This window comes from Pseudomonas sp. DR 5-09, assembly GCF_001655595.1.
In the GTDB taxonomy this organism is placed as follows: domain Bacteria; phylum Pseudomonadota; class Gammaproteobacteria; order Pseudomonadales; family Pseudomonadaceae; genus Aquipseudomonas; species Aquipseudomonas pharyngis.
In genome coordinates this window covers 4,114,089-4,131,046 of sequence record NZ_CP011566.1, presented here as the reverse complement: position 1 = coordinate 4,131,046, position 16,958 = coordinate 4,114,089, and the positions used below count along the sequence as shown (strand labels likewise).

Annotated in this window: 17 protein-coding genes; 10 read left to right on the top strand and 7 right to left on the bottom strand. The window is 62.9% G+C overall.

All coding sequences use genetic code 11. The features are described 5' to 3' along the window. Window positions 1–11: 11 nt before the first annotated feature. Window positions 12–920, top strand: a complete 909-nt coding sequence (locus PDR5_RS18500) for a 1-aminocyclopropane-1-carboxylate deaminase/D-cysteine desulfhydrase (protein ID WP_064597847.1) — start codon at window positions 12–14, stop codon at window positions 918–920. Here PDR5_RS18500 and PDR5_RS18495 read toward each other — a convergent pair. The 3 genes from PDR5_RS18495 to PDR5_RS18485 all read right to left on the bottom strand — a co-directional run bounded on the left by PDR5_RS18495 (window position 917) and on the right by PDR5_RS18485 (window position 3,662). Beyond that, window positions 917–1,471, bottom strand: a complete 555-nt coding sequence (locus tag PDR5_RS18495; protein WP_064597845.1) for a cytochrome b — start codon at window positions 1,469–1,471, stop codon at window positions 917–919. The genes PDR5_RS18500 and PDR5_RS18495 overlap by 4 nt on opposite strands. 196 nt (window positions 1,472–1,667) lie before the next feature. Continuing rightward, entirely contained in the window at window positions 1,668–2,495 is an 828-nt protein-coding gene (phnX, locus tag PDR5_RS18490) for a phosphonoacetaldehyde hydrolase (RefSeq protein ID WP_064597843.1), read from the bottom strand. 57 nt (window positions 2,496–2,552) lie between these two features. Further along, complete coding sequence (locus PDR5_RS18485) at window positions 2,553–3,662, bottom strand: 2-aminoethylphosphonate--pyruvate transaminase (protein ID WP_064597841.1); 1,110 nt, start codon at window positions 3,660–3,662, stop codon at window positions 2,553–2,555. A gap of 113 nt (window positions 3,663–3,775) precedes the next feature. Here PDR5_RS18485 and PDR5_RS18480 point away from each other — a divergent pair, with 113 nt between their 5' ends. Further along, window positions 3,776–4,636 (top strand): LysR substrate-binding domain-containing protein, encoded by an 861-nt coding sequence (locus PDR5_RS18480; protein ID WP_064597836.1) that lies wholly within the window; start codon window positions 3,776–3,778, stop codon window positions 4,634–4,636. A 54-nt stretch (window positions 4,637–4,690) separates the two neighbouring features. On the opposite strand, the gene PDR5_RS18475 is transcribed toward PDR5_RS18480, so the two are convergent. Beyond that, window positions 4,691–5,563: a LysR family transcriptional regulator gene (locus PDR5_RS18475; protein ID WP_064597834.1), complete on the bottom strand. Its 873-nt coding sequence runs from the start codon at window positions 5,561–5,563 to the stop codon at window positions 4,691–4,693. Between the two features lie 270 nt (window positions 5,564–5,833). Between PDR5_RS18475 and PDR5_RS18470 the strand changes: the two genes are divergently transcribed. Together PDR5_RS18470 and PDR5_RS18465 are read left to right on the top strand one after the other, a co-directional pair. Further along, entirely contained in the window at window positions 5,834–7,159 is a 1,326-nt protein-coding gene (locus tag PDR5_RS18470; protein ID WP_064597832.1) for an MFS transporter, read from the top strand. Between the two features lie 66 nt (window positions 7,160–7,225). Next, entirely contained in the window at window positions 7,226–8,623 is a 1,398-nt protein-coding gene (locus tag PDR5_RS18465) for an FAD-dependent oxidoreductase (RefSeq protein WP_172829540.1), read from the top strand. Window positions 8,624–8,626: 3 nt separating this feature from the next. Here the strand turns inward: PDR5_RS18465 and PDR5_RS18460 are convergent, their stop codons facing one another. Beyond that, window positions 8,627–10,033, bottom strand: coding sequence for a type VI secretion system Vgr family protein (locus PDR5_RS18460; protein WP_064597828.1), 1,407 nt, complete (start codon window positions 10,031–10,033; stop codon window positions 8,627–8,629). A 220-nt stretch (window positions 10,034–10,253) separates the two neighbouring features. Here PDR5_RS18460 and PDR5_RS18455 point away from each other — a divergent pair, with 220 nt between their 5' ends. Beyond that, window positions 10,254–10,958, top strand: a complete 705-nt coding sequence (locus tag PDR5_RS18455) for a YebC/PmpR family DNA-binding transcriptional regulator (RefSeq protein ID WP_011335021.1) — start codon at window positions 10,254–10,256, stop codon at window positions 10,956–10,958. 127 nt (window positions 10,959–11,085) lie between these two features. Here the strand turns inward: PDR5_RS18455 and PDR5_RS18450 are convergent, their stop codons facing one another. Further along, the gene (locus tag PDR5_RS18450) at window positions 11,086–12,396 is read right to left on the bottom strand and encodes a leucine-rich repeat-containing protein kinase family protein (protein ID WP_064597826.1); all 1,311 of its coding nucleotides are present in this window, start codon (window positions 12,394–12,396) and stop codon (window positions 11,086–11,088) included. Between the two features lie 62 nt (window positions 12,397–12,458). Continuing rightward, window positions 12,459–13,592 carry a cell division protein ZapE gene (gene zapE, locus PDR5_RS18445; protein ID WP_064597824.1) on the bottom strand — a complete coding sequence of 378 codons (1,134 nt, stop codon included), beginning with the start codon at window positions 13,590–13,592 and terminating at the stop codon, window positions 12,459–12,461. A 287-nt stretch (window positions 13,593–13,879) separates the two neighbouring features. Between zapE and PDR5_RS18440 the strand changes: the two genes are divergently transcribed. The 5 genes from PDR5_RS18440 to PDR5_RS18420 all read left to right on the top strand — a co-directional run bounded on the left by PDR5_RS18440 (window position 13,880) and on the right by PDR5_RS18420 (window position 16,893). Continuing rightward, the gene (locus PDR5_RS18440) at window positions 13,880–14,389 is read left to right on the top strand and encodes a Csu type fimbrial protein (RefSeq protein ID WP_064597822.1); all 510 of its coding nucleotides are present in this window, start codon (window positions 13,880–13,882) and stop codon (window positions 14,387–14,389) included. Between the two features lie 101 nt (window positions 14,390–14,490). Further along, window positions 14,491–15,024 carry a Csu type fimbrial protein gene (locus PDR5_RS18435; protein ID WP_064597820.1) on the top strand — a complete coding sequence of 178 codons (534 nt, stop codon included), beginning with the start codon at window positions 14,491–14,493 and terminating at the stop codon, window positions 15,022–15,024. 20 nt (window positions 15,025–15,044) lie between these two features. Next, complete coding sequence (locus PDR5_RS18430) at window positions 15,045–15,581, top strand: Csu type fimbrial protein (RefSeq protein ID WP_064597818.1); 537 nt, start codon at window positions 15,045–15,047, stop codon at window positions 15,579–15,581. A gap of 4 nt (window positions 15,582–15,585) precedes the next feature. Continuing rightward, window positions 15,586–16,086: a Csu type fimbrial protein gene (locus tag PDR5_RS18425; RefSeq protein ID WP_064597816.1), complete on the top strand. Its 501-nt coding sequence runs from the start codon at window positions 15,586–15,588 to the stop codon at window positions 16,084–16,086. A 24-nt stretch (window positions 16,087–16,110) separates the two neighbouring features. Further along, window positions 16,111–16,893, top strand: coding sequence for a fimbrial biogenesis chaperone (locus PDR5_RS18420; RefSeq protein ID WP_064597814.1), 783 nt, complete (start codon window positions 16,111–16,113; stop codon window positions 16,891–16,893). Window positions 16,894–16,958: the final 65 nt, after the last annotated feature.

Here is a 16,958-nt window from a genome sequence, read left to right as displayed (position 1 = left end):
AGCCGGCCTTCATGTTTCTGCCTCCCACCGACTGGCTACCTCAAGCCCCCCTCGATCCCTTTCATCTGGACTGGCTCACTGCCGCCGGCATTGAAGTCGCGATCCTGCGTCTAGACCGCATCGATCCGCTGATCAGCGGCAACAAGTGGTTCAAGCTCGTCGAACATCTGAAGGCCGCAGACCGCGCGGGTGCCGAAGGCATCATCAGCCTGGGCGGTGCGCACTCCAATCATCTGCATGCGCTGGCGGCTGCGGGCAAACGCCTGGGATTCACAACGGTCGGGTTATTGCGCGGGCATCCGCAGGACACGCCGACGGTCAGGGATCTGCAGGATTTCGGCATGCAACTGCACTGGCTTGGTTACGGCGGCTATCGGGCGCGGCACGAGCCGGGGTTCTGGCAGCCGTGGCGAGAGCAATATCAGACGCTGCATCCGGTGCCTGAAGGTGGCGGCGGGTTGCTGGGCGCGCAGGGTTGCGCGGCGCTGAAGGACCAGGTCAGTGAACAACTCGGCAAGCTTGGTTGGGACGACTACCACGGTTGGTGGCTGGCCTGCGGCACGGGCACCACGCTAGCGGGATTGGTGTTGGCCGAGGCAGGCCAACGTGCGGTGTATGGCGCAATGGCTGTGCCCGACGATCACGGCGTCGCGGCCAATGTCGAGGCGATTGTCGGTGACACCGGAGGCTTTGAGCTGATCGACGCCAGCCGTGGCGGTTTCGCCAAGGTCGATCAGGCGTTGCTTGAATTCATCGCGCAAACCGAACAGGCCAGCGGCATTCCCCTCGAACCGCTGTACACCGGCAAGGCCTTGCTGGCGCTCAAACAACAGATCGAGGCGTGCCGCTTTGCCCGGGGTTTGCGCTTGATCTTCGTCCACACCGGCGGCTTGCAGGGCCGGCGCGGATTCGACGATTAACCCTGGCTGCGCTTGGGCATCATCCGCAGCAACGTGTTATCGCGCACCACGTAATGGTGATAGATCCCCGCCAGCGCATGCAGGCCGATCAGCCAGTAGCCGATGGTGCTGATCAGCACATGCCAGTGTTCAACGTCTTTGGCGAACACCTTGTCTTCACTCACCAGCAACGGCAGGTCGAAACCGTAGAACATCACCTGATGACCTTCAGCGCTGGTGATCAGCCAGCCGAGGATCGGCATGCTGATCATGAACAGGTACAACGCCCAGTGCATCAAGCGTGCGAGGGTGGTTTGCCATTGTGGCGAAGCCGGAAAGATTTTCGGCGCAGGCCCCAGGCTGCGAGCGAACAGGCGAAACCACACCAGCACGAACACAGTCAGCCCTAGCATGTAATGCACTTCGCGGATCAGCGTGCGACCACCACTGCCCTTGGGAAACAGCCCGCGCAATTCCATGCTGGCGTACACCAGCACCAACAGCACCAGCATCAGCCAGTGCAACAGGATCGATACGGTGCTGTAACGGGATTCGGAATTTGTCCACGGCATACGGCGTTCCTCACGGTTCAGGGCTCAAGCGTGCCGTTCTGCGACGGCATGCCTTAACTGTAATCCCCTTTGGCGCGTTTGCCCGAGGCTAAAAAAGCTTTCACTGAGCTGCGTCAGCGATTTAGCTGAAAACCACCATGAAAAAACGCCAGTGTCGGGCAGACACTGGCGTTTTTGTTTGCCGCGATGGATGCAATCAGCTGCTTTGCGGCATCTCGCCGTTGGCCAGGCGCTTGTTGATGTCGGCGATCACTTCCGGCAGATCGCTGATGGTGTCGATCATGTAGTGCGGGCGCGAGCCTTCGAACAGCGCGTGAATGCGCTTGCGTTCGCTGGCCAGCGCATCGCTGCCCAGTGCGCGATAGCCTTGGTAATCCAGGCCCAGCGCATTGCCGGAGCAGATCAGCGCCACGGTCCACATCCCGGCGCGACGACCTTCGAGAATCCCCGGCACGGTGTCGTCGATCTTCACGCAGGCGGCGACATCGTCGATGCCCAGCGCAATCACGTTGGCCAGCGCTTGCGCAGGCCATGGGCGGCCGTTCGGCACTTCGTCGGTGGCGACGACGTGGTCGGCGACGTAGCCGTTGGTGGCGGCCAGTGCCACGACCTTGTCCATCACTTGCTTCGGATAACCCGAGCAGGAACCGATCTTGATGCCTTGCTGACGCAGGTTGGCGATGGTCTCCAGCGCGCCGGGAATCAGCGCCGAGTGCTCGGCGATTTTTTCGATCTGCAGCGGCATGAAGCGGTTGTAGATCGCGGTCACGTCATCGTCGGTCGGGGTGCGGCCGTACACTTTGCGATAGCGCTCGGCAACCTGCGGCTGATCGCACAGGGTGCGGATGTGATCCCATTTGCCCATGCCCATCGGGCCCCGGGCTTCTTCGATGGAAACCTGGACGTCGAACTCGGCGAAGGCTTCGACAAAAATCTGGGTCGGTGCGAAGGAACCGAAGTCGACCACGGTGCCGGCCCAGTCGAGGATGGCGGCTTGCAGCTGGGTTGGGTTGTTGTAGTTCATGTTGGTCAGAATCCTGTATTGGCAATGCAATTCAAATGAGGGAGCGGGCCGGGTGAGTCAGATGTCGAGCACTTCCATCTCGCGCAGCACTTCACCCACCGCCGCGACGGCTTCGCGCATCTGCGCCGGGGTGACGTGGCCGATGCAGCCGACGCGGAAGGTTTCGACCTGGGTCAGCTTGCCGGGGTAGAGGATGTAACCCTTGGCCTTGACCCGTTCGTAGAAGTCCTTGAACTGGTAGCGCGGATCTTTCGGTGCGTGGAAGGTCGCGATGATCGGCGCCTGAATCGCAGCAGGCAGGAAACTGCGCAAGCCGAGTTTGCCCATCTCTTCCATCAGCGCCTGGCAGTTGGCGGCGTAACGCGCATGCCGCGCGGGCAGGCCGCCTTCTTCGTTGTATTGCAGCAGCGCCTCGTGCAGCGCGGCGACCACGTGGGTCGGCGGGGTGAAGCGCCATTGGCCGGTCTTCTTCATGTAGCTGTGCTGGTCGAACAGGTCCATCGCCAGCGAAGGCGAATTGCCGGCGGCTGCGGCCAAGGATTCCTTGCGGGCAAACACGAAGCCCATGCCCGGTACGCCTTCCAGGCATTTACCCGATGCGGCGATCAGCGCGTCGAACGGGACTTTTTGCGCATCCACCGGCAAGGCGCCGAAGGAACTCATGGCGTCGATGATCAGGCGTTTGCCGTGTTGTTCGACGACCTGAGCGATTTCCGGCAGCGGATTGAGAATACCGGTGCTGGTTTCGCAATGGATCAGCGCGACGTGGGTAATGTCGCTGTCGGCGCACAACAGGCGGTCGACGTCGGCGGCGGTGGTCGGTTCGTCTTCAGCGGTTTCAAAGGTGCTGAACGAGCGGCCGAGCACTTCGCAGATTTTCGCCAGACGCTTGCCGTAGGCGCCGTTGATCAGCACCAGCACCTTGCCGTCGCGGGGGACGAGGGTGCCGATCGCGGCTTCGACGGCGAATGTTCCGCTGCCCTGCAACGGTACGCAGTGGTGGGTGGCGGCGCCGTTGAGGATCGCCAGCAGTTGTTCGCACAGGCTGGCAGTCAGTTGGTTGAAGCGGTCATCCCATGAACCCCAGTCGACCATCATCGCCTGGCGGGTGCGGGCCGAAGTGGTCAACGGGCCGGGAGTGAGCAGGATGGGGGCGGCAGTACTCATTCGTGTGTCCTCGCGATAGCGCTGTGGGATGAAGCTACGGCGCCTACGTTGCAATTCGGCGGATCATCAATCAAATTGTTTGTTGTTATGCCAGCCATCAGTGAGGGTTATTCATGAACCTGTTCCAGCTCCGCGCCTTTGACGCCGTGGCCCGGGAAGGCAGCTTTACCCGTGCCGCCGCGCGGTTGTTCATCAGCCAGCCGGCGGTCACCGGACATATCAAGGCGCTGGAGGAGCATTACCAGATCACCCTGTTACGACGCACGGCGCGCCGGGTCGAGTTGACCGAGGAGGGCACCAAACTGGCGGCGATCACTCGGGCGATGTTCGGCCTGGCCGAAGAGGCGCAGGCGCTGCTCGAAGCCAATCGGCAGTTGCTGACCGGACGCCTTGAGGTGGCGGCGGACGGCCCGCACATGGTCATGCCGATGCTCGCCAGCCTGAGGGCGCGCTATCCGGGGATCACGGTGAATTTGCGCTTGGGCAATGCTCAGGAGACCCTGGCGGCGTTGTTGTCCGAGCATGCCGATGTGGCGGTGCTGACCGAGGTCGAGCCGCGCAAAGGGCTGCATCTGCAAGCATTGAGTGAATCGCGGATCTGCGCGCTGGTGCCGGCGGGGCATCCATGGTCTTCACGCAGTGGCGAGGTCAGGCTCAAGGAGCTGGATCAGGTGATCATGGTCTTGCGCGAGCCGAGTTCGATTACCCGGCGCACGTTTGATCAGGCCTGTGCGCAGGCATCGGTCAGCCCACGGGTGTTGCTGGAACTGGACAGTCGCGAGGCGGTGACGGAAGCGGTGGCGGCTGAGTTGGGGGTTGGGGTGGTGTCGTCGGTTGAGGTCAGCCATGACCCCCGTGTCGTCGCGATTCCTATCGCGGGAGAAGGGCTGGTGAACCGGCACATGATCGGCTGCGTGGAGCGCCGGCGGGAGTTGCGGTTGATTCAGGCGTTTTTCGGATTGGCCCCCATCTGATACCCACCAGATCGTTCCTACGCGGACGGTTCGACGCCTCGACGGGGGAACGATCTACACCAGGCTTTCGCGCACCATATCCAGAAACGTCGCCACCACCCGCCGCGAACTCTGCTCGCGCAGGCACACCAGTGTCTCGGTCAAGCGCCGGGTGCAATCGGTGATCGGCAACGCGCAAACCCGCGAGTCAGCACCAAACTCCGCCGCCGACACCACCCCCACGCCAATCCCCACCACCACCGCCTCCCGCGCCGCTTCCCGGCCTTCGACCTGAATCGCCGGGCGGATGCGGAAGCCGGCGCGGGCCATTTCCTCTTCCAGGGTCTGGCGGGTCACCGAGCCGTGTTCGCGCAGCACCAGCGGCGTGTCGTCCAGATCTTCCAGGCAGATCGATTCACGCTCGGCCCACGGATGATGGCGGGAGACAAACGCCACCATCGGGTCGTTGCGCAGCGGCACACACAGCAGGCGTTCATCGCTGACATCGCGACCCAGTAACGCCAGATCGGCCTGATAGTTGAACAGTCGAAACAGCGACTCATCGGTGTTACCGGTCTCGATCTTCACGCTGATCCCCGGGTAGCGCTCACAAAACCGGGCGATCTGCGGCAACACATGCACCGGGGCATCCACCGCCAGAATCAGGCTGCCGGTCTGCAACGCCTGGGATTCCTGCAACAGCTCCTGAGCTTCGGCCTCGACCACAAACAGACGCTGGGTGATCGCCAGCAAGCGTTCGCCCAAATCGGTCAGGCGCACCGAGCGCTTGTTGCGATGGAACAGCAACACACCGAAGCGTTCTTCCAGCTTGCGCACCTGGTCGGAAATCGCCGGCTGCGTCAGATAAAGCCGCTCGGCGGCCTTGGTGAAGCTTCCGTGCACGGCCACGGCGTGAAAGGCTTTGAGCTGGGCGTGTGAAACCGACATGTTCTGACTCCAGTAACAAGCTGTGCTTATGTGTGAAATACGATAAATCGATTTTATTTATTAAACAGTAATTGCTTTGATCGGCTCACGCCAACGCTGACTGCCCGGTCGGGCAGCGATGCTGGCCATGAGCCTGTGCGTGCAAAACCAGGACTCATCTGACCGGTGTCGCCAAAGGGACGGGGTGATATCGCAGTGCTCAACAATAAAAACACAGGCGTTTACTCATCGATTCTGCCGGCACACTCACACCCTGAGGTCAGAACCACAATGAACAAGCACATCGGCACCCTTGCGCGTTGGCGCATGCAGATCTTCGCTGTCACCTGGCTCGCTTACGCCGCGTTCTATTTCACCCGCAAAGCCTTTTCGGTGGCCAAACTGGGCATCGCCGAAGACCCCAGCTTCACCCTCGACAAAATGGCCATGGCCAACCTCGACGCGATTTACCTGGCGGCCTACGCCATCGGCCAGTTCACCTGGGGCATGCTCGCCGACCGCTTCGGCCCACGGGTCGTGGTACTCGGCGGTTTGCTGATTTCCGCTGCGGCGGCGCTGGTGATGGGCAGTTTCGCGACCTTGCCGATCTTCGCCACCTGCATGCTGATTCAGGGGCTGGCGCAGTCCACCGGCTGGTCGGGGTTGTGCAAGAACCTCGGCAGTTTCTTCCCTTCCGAACAGCGCGGGCGCGTGCTCGGGTTGTGGAGTTCCTGCTATGCATTCGGCGGTCTGGTGGCCTCGCCGTTCGCCGGTTGGTGGGCCTACACGCTGATTGGTTCGTGGCACGCGGCGTTCATTTCCAGCGCGGCGGTGGTCGCGGTGGTGGCGGTGTTGTTCTTCATCTTTCAGCGCGACAAACCGGAAGACGTCGGCCTGCCCGCCGTGGAGCCGGAGCCGGTGATCAGCGCCGAAGAGGCCGAAGCCAACAGTAAACTCAGCGTCTGGGAGCCGCTCAAGGAAATCCTGCGCAACCGTACGGTGCTGGTGCTGGGTCTGGCGTATTTCCTGCTGAAACCGGCGCGTTACGCGATTCTGCTGTGGGGCCCGGTGATCGTGTTCGAACAGATGCCCTCGGTCGGCAAGGTCGGCGCGGCGATAATTCCCACCGCGTTTGAACTGGCCGGGCTGCTGGGGCCGATCATGATCGGCCTGGCCTCGGACAAACTGTTCGGCGCCCGACGCATGCCGGCCTGCGTGTTGAGTCTGCTGGCGCTGACCGTGACCCTCGCGCTGTTCATGGGCGCCTTGCACACCGGCAGCGTGATGCTGGTGGTCGCATTGTTGTTTGTGATGGGCCTGACCCTGTACGGCCCGGATTCGATGATCAGCGGCGCGGCCGCCATCGATTTCGGCAAGGCCAAGGCCGGCGCCACGGCGGCGGGATTCGTCAACGGCTGCGGCTCGGTCGGTGCTGTGCTCGGTGGTTTGCTGCCGGGTTACTTCGACTCGGTGACGGTGTTCATCGTGTTCGCCGGTTGCGCGCTGTTTTCGGCGCTGGTGCTGATTCCGCACTGGAACAGCCGCCCGGTCGGCGTCATGGAACCACGTGCCTACGTGCCCAACCGCGCCCTGACCATCAAACCCCTGCGTAACTGAAAACCCTCACCTCGCGGCCTGCTGCGGCATTCGCGGCAGGCTGTGCCGTGGCCGACTGACTGGAGAATTTTCATGAGACCGTTTTGGCTGGACCAGGCTTTGCAGCTCGACACGTCCGAACCTTGCCCGCCGCTGCAAGGCGATGTGCGCACCGACGTGTGCATCGTCGGCGGCGGTTACACCGGGTTGTGGACGGCGATCATGCTCAAGCAGCAGAACCCCGAACTCGATGTGTTGCTGATCGAAGCCGACATTTGCGGCGCCGGCGCCAGTGGGCGCAACGGCGGCTGTGCGCTGTCGTGGTCGGCGAAGTACTTCACTCTGGAACGACTGTTCGGCGTCGAAGAGGCGGTGCGGCTGGTCAAGGAATCCGAGCGCAGCATCCACGCCATCGGCGAGTTCTGCGAGCAGTACGGCATCGACGCCGATTACCGCCTCGACGGCACGCTTTACACCGCGACCAACCGCGCGCAATGCGGCTCGACCGATGCGGTGATTGCGGCGCTGGAGCGCAACGGCATCAACTCGTTTACCAAGCGGCCGGTCGCTGATGTACAGCGCATGGCCGGATCGGCAAAACACCTGGAAGGCTGGTTCTCGCCGGCCGCCGCCAGCGTGCAGCCGGGCAAACTGGTGCGCGGCTTGCGCCAGGTGGCGTTGCAGCTGGGCGTGCGGATTCATGAAGGCACAGCGATGACCGGTTTGGAGGAGGGCCGTCCGGCGCGCCTTCACACGGCGAGCGGCCGGGTGACCGCCGACCGTGTGGTATTGGCGATGAACGCGTGGATGGCCCGCGCGTTCCCGCAGTTCGAGCGCAGTGTGGCGATCGTCTCCAGCGACATGCTGATCACCGAACCGCGGCCGGATCTGTTGCAGGAAATCGGTTTGATCAGCGGCGTGACCGTGCTCGATTCGCGGATTTTCGTGCACTACTACCACAACACCCCGGACGGCCGGATCATGCTCGGCAAGGGCGGCAATACCTTCGCTTACGGCGGGCGGATGTTGCCGGTGTTCGACCAGCCCTCGCCCTATACCGGTTTGCTCAAGCGCAGCCTCGACGACTTCTTCCCGGCCTTTGCCGATGTGAAAGTCGACGCAACCTGGAACGGCCCCTCGGATCGCTCGGTCACCGGCCTGCCGTTCTTCGGCCGGATGAGTGCCAGCGGGAATGTGTTCTACGGTTTCGGTTATTCCGGCAGCGGCGTCGGGCCGTGCCACATGGGCGGGCAGATCCTCGCTTCGCTGGTGCAGGGCCTCGACAACCCATGGACACGCTCGCCGCTGGTCAACGGGCCGCTGGGTTACTTTCCGCCGGAGCCGATCCGCTACCTCGGCTCGCTGATGGTGCGCAACGCCATTCGCCGCAAGGAGCGCGCCGAGGATCACGGTCGGCGACCCCGGCACCTTGACGTGCGTCTGGCGAAATTCGCGGCGGCGGCGGGCAAGGCCGACAAGGCGTGAGCGTCAGCGCGGCGGGGTGGAGCGGTTGAGCAGCCAGTCGAGCAACAGGTCCTCGTCGGGCTCAGTTTCTCTCGGTTGTGCCGGTTGGGGCCGGCAGGCGTCGAGGCAGAGGATCGGTCGGTCGGGATCGCTGTCGAGAAAACTGACCCAGACTTCGCTGCCGGCGCAGGGAAGATTTTCCCGAGGCACGCAGGCGTCGGCATGGGGCATGACCAACGGCAGCCACAGCCCTTCGCTTGCACCGTTACGTGAATGCTCCGGCCATAACCGGACGGCCATGCGTCCCTGATCGTTCACCTGCGCCGGTTGCCCCGGCGCACCGAGCAATTGCGCCGGGTGATACCCCGGAATGCGCGGACGCGGTTGTTTCGGCGGCGGGCGAAACGGGGTCGACCAGGGCAGCGCCGTGAAGTCGTTGTGATAGCGGCGAACCGTCGGCACTGGGTCGAGAATCGAAGGTTGCTGGCCTTGATGACGCAACTCGGTGATCAGCCACTGCTCGTTGAAGGCGTTTACCGGGTGCTCCGTGACTTGCAACAGGCGCCCGCTGAGCAGGCGCAGACAATCGCTGCGGCCCTGAATCGAGCGCGACCGGCAGCGTTGGCGCTCGAGCAGACGGCGACTGCGCTGGGTGGCGTGACGTTGCGCAGTTGGCAGAGACTCCTGTGGGGCGACGGCACTGCCCAGCGTGTGATTGGCGGCCTCCTGACCCTTGATCGGTCGCCCTCGCTCTCGTACGCCGGCAGGCATCGGAGGCAGTACCGCCTCATGCCGCTGGAACAGGCTGCTGAGGCCGCTGGTTGGCGCATCGAGCTGGGTGTTGAAAGGAATCGCCGTCAGTTGCTGTGGCAGGCTCAGGCTGTCATCGGCGAACACCACCACATGGCCGTCCGGCTGATGTTCGAAGTGGTAGTGAATGCCTTCCTCTTCGCAAAGCCGTTGCAACAGGGCCAAATCGGTTTCGTCGTACTGAATGCAGAACGGACGCGGCGGATAGTGGCCGACGGTCATCTCGATCCGGTAGCTGTGGGCGGGCAGGTGATGTTCGATCAACAGTTGCTCAAGGATGGCCGGCACGCTCAGTTGCGTGAAGACCCGGCGTACGGGATGTTGCTCCAGCGCTTGCAGATGCGGCATCAGCACCAGTTGGTAGGCGATCCGGTGCGTTGCGCGATGTTCGCAGCTGGCACTTTGAATGACGCCGTGAATGCCGTGATCCTCATCCAGGTGCAGAAACGCCGCCTGATGCAGCAGCTTGCCGGGTGACCAGGCGGGCGCCAGGCCCATGACCTCGATTTCAAACCGATAAGGCTGATTCAGCGCTTCATGACCGCTGAAGCGCAGCACCGGCAGGCTTATCCCGCCTTCGGCCAGGGTCAGTGAAAACGGACTTTCCTTGTCATTGAGCATTCGGGCAGGCTCTGTTCTGGCAATACGGGCGACAGAGGGTACGAAAACGCGACGTTGATTGGACATGGCAAACCGGTTTTTCAGAATCGCCCTACAAGGCGTGTAGAAGATGTCGATACGCAGCGGATTTTTTGGTCGATTGCCGACTTTAGGCCGTATAAACTTGCCGCCATGCGTCGGCCAATAGATGTCTCGGCGCCACAGATCAAGAGAGTGAGTAATGGGCGCACAGTGGAAGGTTAAACACAAAGAAGCGGCAGCCAACGCCAAGGGCAAGATCTTCGGCAAACTGGTGAAGGAAATCACCATTGCTGCGCGTAACGGTGCCGATACCGCCACCAACGCACACCTGCGTCTGGTGGTCGAACAGGCCAAGAAAGCCTCGATGCCCAAGGAAACCCTGGACCGTGCCATCAAGAAGGGTGCTGGGCTGCTGGGCGAAACCGTGCAATACCATCGCGTTACCTACGAAGGCTTCGCACCGCATCAGGTGCCGCTGATCGTCGAGTGCGTGACCGACAATATCAACCGCACTGTGGCGGAAATCCGCGTGGCTTTCCGCAAGGGGCAACTGGGTGCTTCCGGTTCCGTTGCCTGGGACTTCAACCATGTCGGCATGATCGAAGCGTCTCCGGACACCCCGGACGCCGATCCGGAAATGGCCGCGATCGAAGCCGGCGCGCAGGATTTCGAAGCGGGCGAAGAGGGTGCGACCCTGTTCCTGACCGATCCGACTGACCTCGATGCCGTGCAGAAAGCCCTGCCGGAACAAGGCTTCACCGTGCTGTCGGCCAAACTCGGCTACCAGCCGAAGAACCCGGTCAGCGGCCTGAGCGACGAGCAGATGGCTGAAGTCGAGGCGTTCCTCGAAGGCCTGGACAACCATGACGATGTGCAGGACATGTTCGTCGGTCTGGCCGGCTGATTTTTCGAGTCAGTAACGCTGCAATCGCGAGCAGGCTCGCTCCCACATTTGATCAGTGACCCTTTACAGGGGTGATACAAGTCGATTGTGGCAGCGAGCCTGCTCGCGATTGATCGCGCAGCGGTCATTACTGTTGCAGCACCTCAACGATCTCGCCGAACCCCGGCCGTGCCAGCACGTCCGGCTGACAGCACTGCTGTTCCAGGGCCTCCAGCGCCTGACGTTGTTCATCGCTCAACCCCGAGTCGATGCGTGCCAGCAGTTCCCCCAGCAAAATCCCGAACGCCCGCACTTCGAGGCGCTGCAGTGCACGGGTTTCAGGCGTGTCCGCCGTGGCATGGAATGATGCCGCGCCAAAATCCCCCAGCAGACAATCGCCCTGATCGTTCAACAGAATGTTGTGTCCGTAGAGATCGCCATGGGTGATGCCGTGACGGTGCAGATGCCCGGCGACCGAGGCAATGCCCCGGGCAATACGCAGGGCGACGTCGGCACTGAAACGGCAATCATCGGCATACACATCCCGTGAACAGGACGCCAGGCTCGGCAGTCCGGCCAGGTTGCGGTAACTCGAATCGATCAGTTGCATCACCAGGCCTTGCTGACCATCGGGATGCTGGTCGATGCGGCCTTCGACGCGGATCAGGTTCGGGTGCATCCCGGCGGTGATGCACGCGTTCATTTCATGCAGCGGCGAGCCGTCGCTGGTCATCTCACCCTTGTACAACTTGACCGCCACGGGCGTGGCCGGCTGATTCACAGGCTGCCACTGCGCCCGGTAAATCACCCCGGAAGCGCCTTCGCCCAGCCGTTGCTCCAGCTGCAGCGCCGACCAGTCGATCAGGGGCGCGTTGTTGAGCGCGTCGGCATCGGCTTCGGTTTCCAGCGGATTGCCGGCGTAGGCCAGCCAGGTCAGGCTCGGCAAGGTCAGCAGCCATTGCGGCAGCTCGGTCAACTGGTTGGCGGCAATACGGATCAGTTCCAGCCGATGGCACTGGCTCAGTGACGGCGGCAGCGTGCGCAGGCGATTGCCGGCGAGCATGAGCTTTTGCAACAGCGGACGCTCGCCCAGTTCGGTGGGCAGGGTTTCGATGGCGTTGTCGGTCAGGATCAGCCAGCGCAACTGCGGCGGCAGCGCCGCGCCGGGCACCTGGGTGATCCGGTTGGCCTTGAAACCGATCATCGTCAGCGCCTGACACTGGCCCAGGCACGCCGGCAACCGGGTGAACTGATTGTCCGAGCAGAACAGCACGCGCAGGCGTGTCAGGCGGTGCAAGTCGTCCGGCAAGCTGCTCAGGGCATTGCCGCTGAGGTTGAGCACTTCCAGCGTGTCGGCCAGGTTGAAAATCTCCGGCGGAAATTCAGTCAGGCCTTCAGCCAGGTCGAGCCGGGTGATGCCCGACAGTTCGCCGGCGCGCAGTTGTGCAAGGGTGTGCATGAAAAGGATCGCTATCTGGAAGGCGCCCGAGCGCCGGAAATGGGCGGCATGATAACGGCAAATCAGCCCGGTTCGTGCACTTCGCGCAATTGCCCGAGCCTGCTGCGGGTGCGGGCCAGATCGATCGCCTGGCCGCCGAGGCTTTCACGCAACGGGAGCTGGCCGAGCAGGGTCAGGTGTTTGTCCTGGTCGTAGAGCACGTCGATCAGATTGATGAAGCGTTGCTGGGCGGCGATCGAACACTCGCCCAACTCCGGCAGTTCATCGATGATCCAGTGGTCGAAGCGCCGGCACAGTTCCAGATAGTCCATCACGGCGGTGGGCTGTTCGCAGAGGTCGTTGAAGGTAAACCCGACACGCCGGTCTTCGCACAGCCGCGCCTGCAAATGGCGGCTGCCGACTGCCAATGGCAACGGCGTGGTGCCGAGTGGCGGCAGCTTCAAAGCCTGGCGCTGCGCCGGGGTGGCCGGCCAGACGTAATAGCCTTGGGTGAACACCTGATGCGCATGCCGACGCGCCTGGCTGCGGTAATCGTGCGGGCCGCCGACTTCCATGACCTGCATCCGCGCGTTGATCAGGTCGATCACCGGTTTGAACCGCGCGTGGTACAGCGGGTTGGGCAGCAAGCCTTCGGGCGGGTAGTTGGAAGTCACCAACAGCAGGATCCCGCGCTTGAACAGCGCCTTGAACAAGCGGGTGATGAGCATTGCATCGCCGATGTCATGCACATGAAATTCATCGAAACACAGCACCCGACAGTCCAGCAGCAGCGCATCGAGGGTAACGGCCAAGGCATCGTCGCAGTCACGATGCTCGAACATGCCTTGGTGCAACTGGGCGAAGAACCCATGGAAGTGCAGACGGCGCTTTTGCGCAATCGGCAACGCCTCGAAGAATCCGTCCAGCAGCCAGCTTTTGCCGCGCCCGACCGCCCCGTGCAGATACAGGCTGGGCGGGGTTTGCGCAGGGGTGCCGAACAACAGGCCGGCCTGCTGCGCCATGCAGTCGATGACTCGCTGCTGGCTGTGGCTGAGGGTGTAGCCCTGGCCGTGGGCCTTTTGCCGGAAGTAGTCGCGGACCGATTGCGCGCTGGCAGCGCACTGGCCCGCAGCGGTACTGGAGCGTTTGCCGAGGAGGCGGCGCAAGGCTGACCAGCGATGGGTCAGACGCGAACGTTCGGGCGGTCGGGCGGGCACTGCAATCACTCCGTCATCATCGGGCCGGCTCCCCGCGAGCGCGGCGGCGTAGTGTAACCAGACGGGTAGTTTTGCTTCCACTGCGCTTTATCGTTTTTCCAGACAGTAATCTGCGGTGTGTACAGGTTTTTTCAACATTATGAATCGACCTGTTGCCAACCTTTCGAAACAATTCCCGGCGGGTGACTGGATCCAATCGACTGGCGCAATCGGTGTCCGTTGCTAACCTGAAACACTGTAACGGCAGATACGCCGTCGCGATCAGGGAGCGGGCGGTGAAAGCAGGGATGGTCTGGGCATTGCTGAGCGGGCTCGCGGTACCGGTCCACGCCGCCGATCTTCAGGTCGAGGTGCGGGTCGATGTGCAGCGCGGTTGCCAGTTGATTGGCCAGCAACGTGAAGCCGGTATCGAACAACTGGGCGTACTCGACTTCGGCACCACGGCGCGGCTCGGCGACCGGGACGGGCCACTCGGAGCGGCGCTGACGAATTCGCGCCTGCCGCGTCTGGAATGCAACCCGGACACCCCGTACCAGTTGCGTGTCGATGGCGGCCTGCACGGTGGCGTCGGCGAGGTGCGTTATATGGCGGGAGAGGCCGGCAGCAAGCCGATTCCCTATCGCCTGTATCAGGACCCTGCGCGGCGGGTGCCGCTGGTGGTGGATGTGCCGGTCAGTGGCCGGGTGCCGGACAGCGGCACGGTGGACTTGCCGCTATACGGGCGGATCGAACGGATGGCAGAAGTGCCTTGGGTCAGCCGGTATTCGGATCTGGTGAAGGTGACGGTCACCTGGTGATCGCGGCGTTTTTTCAGCCATCCGCTGGATCCGGGTGGCGCAGGGAAGGGCGTTCAGTGATGAGCGCAATGTTCGAGTGATCCTGAAGGAGTAGGCGCTCAATGATGGACAAACACGGGCGGGTAATCGCCATAGCCACGCTGCTGATGTTCACCGAGGTCGCGCCAGCGGCAATCAGTGGGCAGATCGTCGCGCGGCTGACGTTGATCGCTGGCTGCGAAGTGACCAACGCCTCCAGCCCCGCCGGCCCGGTAGACGGGCTGGGCTCACTCGATTTCGGCCAGCAGGGCCCGACCTGGAATGCACCGATCAAGGCCAGCCTCAGCGAAGCGGGCAGCGGCCGGCTGAATGTCGCCTGCAACCCTTCGGTCACCGGGTTCACCGTGACCATCGACGGCGGCACCCATGGCGACGGCACCACACGCCGCCTGAGCAACGGGCGCCAGACACTTCCCTATCAGCTGTTTCTCGATGCCTCCGGCAGCCAGAGCTACAGCATTGGTCAACAACACAATTTCGCTGTCACCAGCGGCGCACAGATACCCATTCCGGTATTTGGCTCGGTGGTGGCGAACACCCGTGCGGTACCGGCCGGTGTCTATACCGACACCCTGACGGTGACGCTCGACTGGTAACCCCGTAGAGGACGGACACCATGCGTACGATTGCATCAAGGATAGCTTTGTCGTTGCTCGGCCTGACGCTCGCTTCCAGCGTTAATGCCGCCACCACGGTCACCGGCCAGATCACTTCCAGCCTGACCCTGATCAGCAGTTGCCAGGTCAACGGTTCCGGCGGTTCTACCGGGCTGAACTTCGGTGCGTTGAACTTTGGCACCGCCAACAGCCTGTTCACCACGGCGACCGGACAGGTGCTGGGCGGCGGGGGCGGGGCGCTGTCGATCCTGTGCTCGGCTGGCACCACGCCGACGGTCAAGGTCCGGGCGGGCGCCCATGACGGACTCTCGCCGGGCGGCACTCGCGCGTTGTATGACGGAGTGGCCAATTACGTGCCGTATGACCTGTACACCGACGCCGGGCACTCGCAATTGCTGGCCATCGACGGGGTGATCAACCTCGCGGCCAGCACTGGTGTGGCGCAGACCGTGAACATCTACGGTCAGGCGGTCGGCAAGGCCGGGCTGCCGGCGGGCACGTACACCGACACGATTTCCGTTGAACTGACGTTTTAGCGCCATGGGCCGGCATGGCTGTGCGGGGCTGTTGCTGCTGTGTGCGGGCAGCTTGCCGCTGCCGTTGGCGGCGGTCACCAGTCAGAGTTTTCAGGTCAGTGCCACGGTGACACCGGGCTGTCTGGTGGTGGGGGGCGTATCGAACTATGGCGGCTTGAATTTCGGTTCGCGGTCGGCGCTGGCTACCGGCACGGTGCAGGTAGCGTTGACCGGCGGTGTCACGCTGCAATGCACGCCGGGGGTGGCGCTGAACATGACGGTCGATGGCGGCCAGTACAACAGCGGCGGGCGACGCATGCAGATCAGCGGAGGCAGTGCCAAGGTGGCCTATGCGCTGTTTCGCGATGCGGCTTACAGCCAGAGCCTGGGCATCGGCCAGAGTGTGGCGGTGGCCTACAGCGATGCGAACAACATCAGTCTGCCGATCTACGGGCAGGTGCAATTACCGGGCAATCAACCCGGGGGGACATACAGCGATGTGTTGCAGGTGCAGCTGTCGTGGTGATGTGAAATGACAAGGAGCAGGTTTATGGGGTTTTTCACGTCACGCTATTCGTTCGCGTGTTGCGCCGTGCTGGCGCTGGCCATGTTCGGGACGCTCAAGGCCCAGGCTGCCAGTTCGGTGCTGATCTGGCCGATCGACCCGGTATTGGAGGCCGATCAGCAGGCCAGTGCGCTGTGGCTGGAAAATCGCGGCACGGAAACCGCCAACCTGCAGATCCGCGTGTTCGGCTGGAGCCAGAGCGGTTTCGAAGAGCAGTACCGCAATCAGCGGGAGGTGATCGGCAGCCCGCCGGTGGCGAAGATCGAGCCGGGACAGAAGCAACTGGTGCGCCTGACCCGTACCAAGGACGTGCCGCCAGGCCAGGAGCTGGCGTATCGGATCATCATCGATGAAATCCCCTCGGCTCAGCCGCCCGTCGCCGAAGACGGCAAGACCGCTGCGGCGATCCGCTTCCAGATGCGCTACTCGGTACCGCTGTTCGCCTATGGCGCGGGTTTGTGGAGCAAGGAGGACAGCGCCCGCCAGCGTGACCCCAAGGGTATCGGACTGCCGCAATTGAGCTGGCGCACGGTGGCGGTGGAGGGCCGTCCTTATGTGGAAGTGCGCAATCAGGGCGCAGTTCATGCGCGGCTGACTGATGTCGCCATCAAGCAGGGTGGTCAAAGCAAACCGTTGGCCGAGGGCCTGCTCGGTTACGTGTTGCCCGGCGCGGTGATGCGCTGGCCGGCACCGGGGCCGGTGGCGGGAGAGCTGGCGGGACGGATCAATGGCGCGGCCAAGGTGCAGAGCATTCCGCCGGCGCGATAGCCATAGCGAGTCATGTCGAAGTGATCAGGCTTCGGCGCCAGCGGTTTCAGGAGGAATCAGTCCAT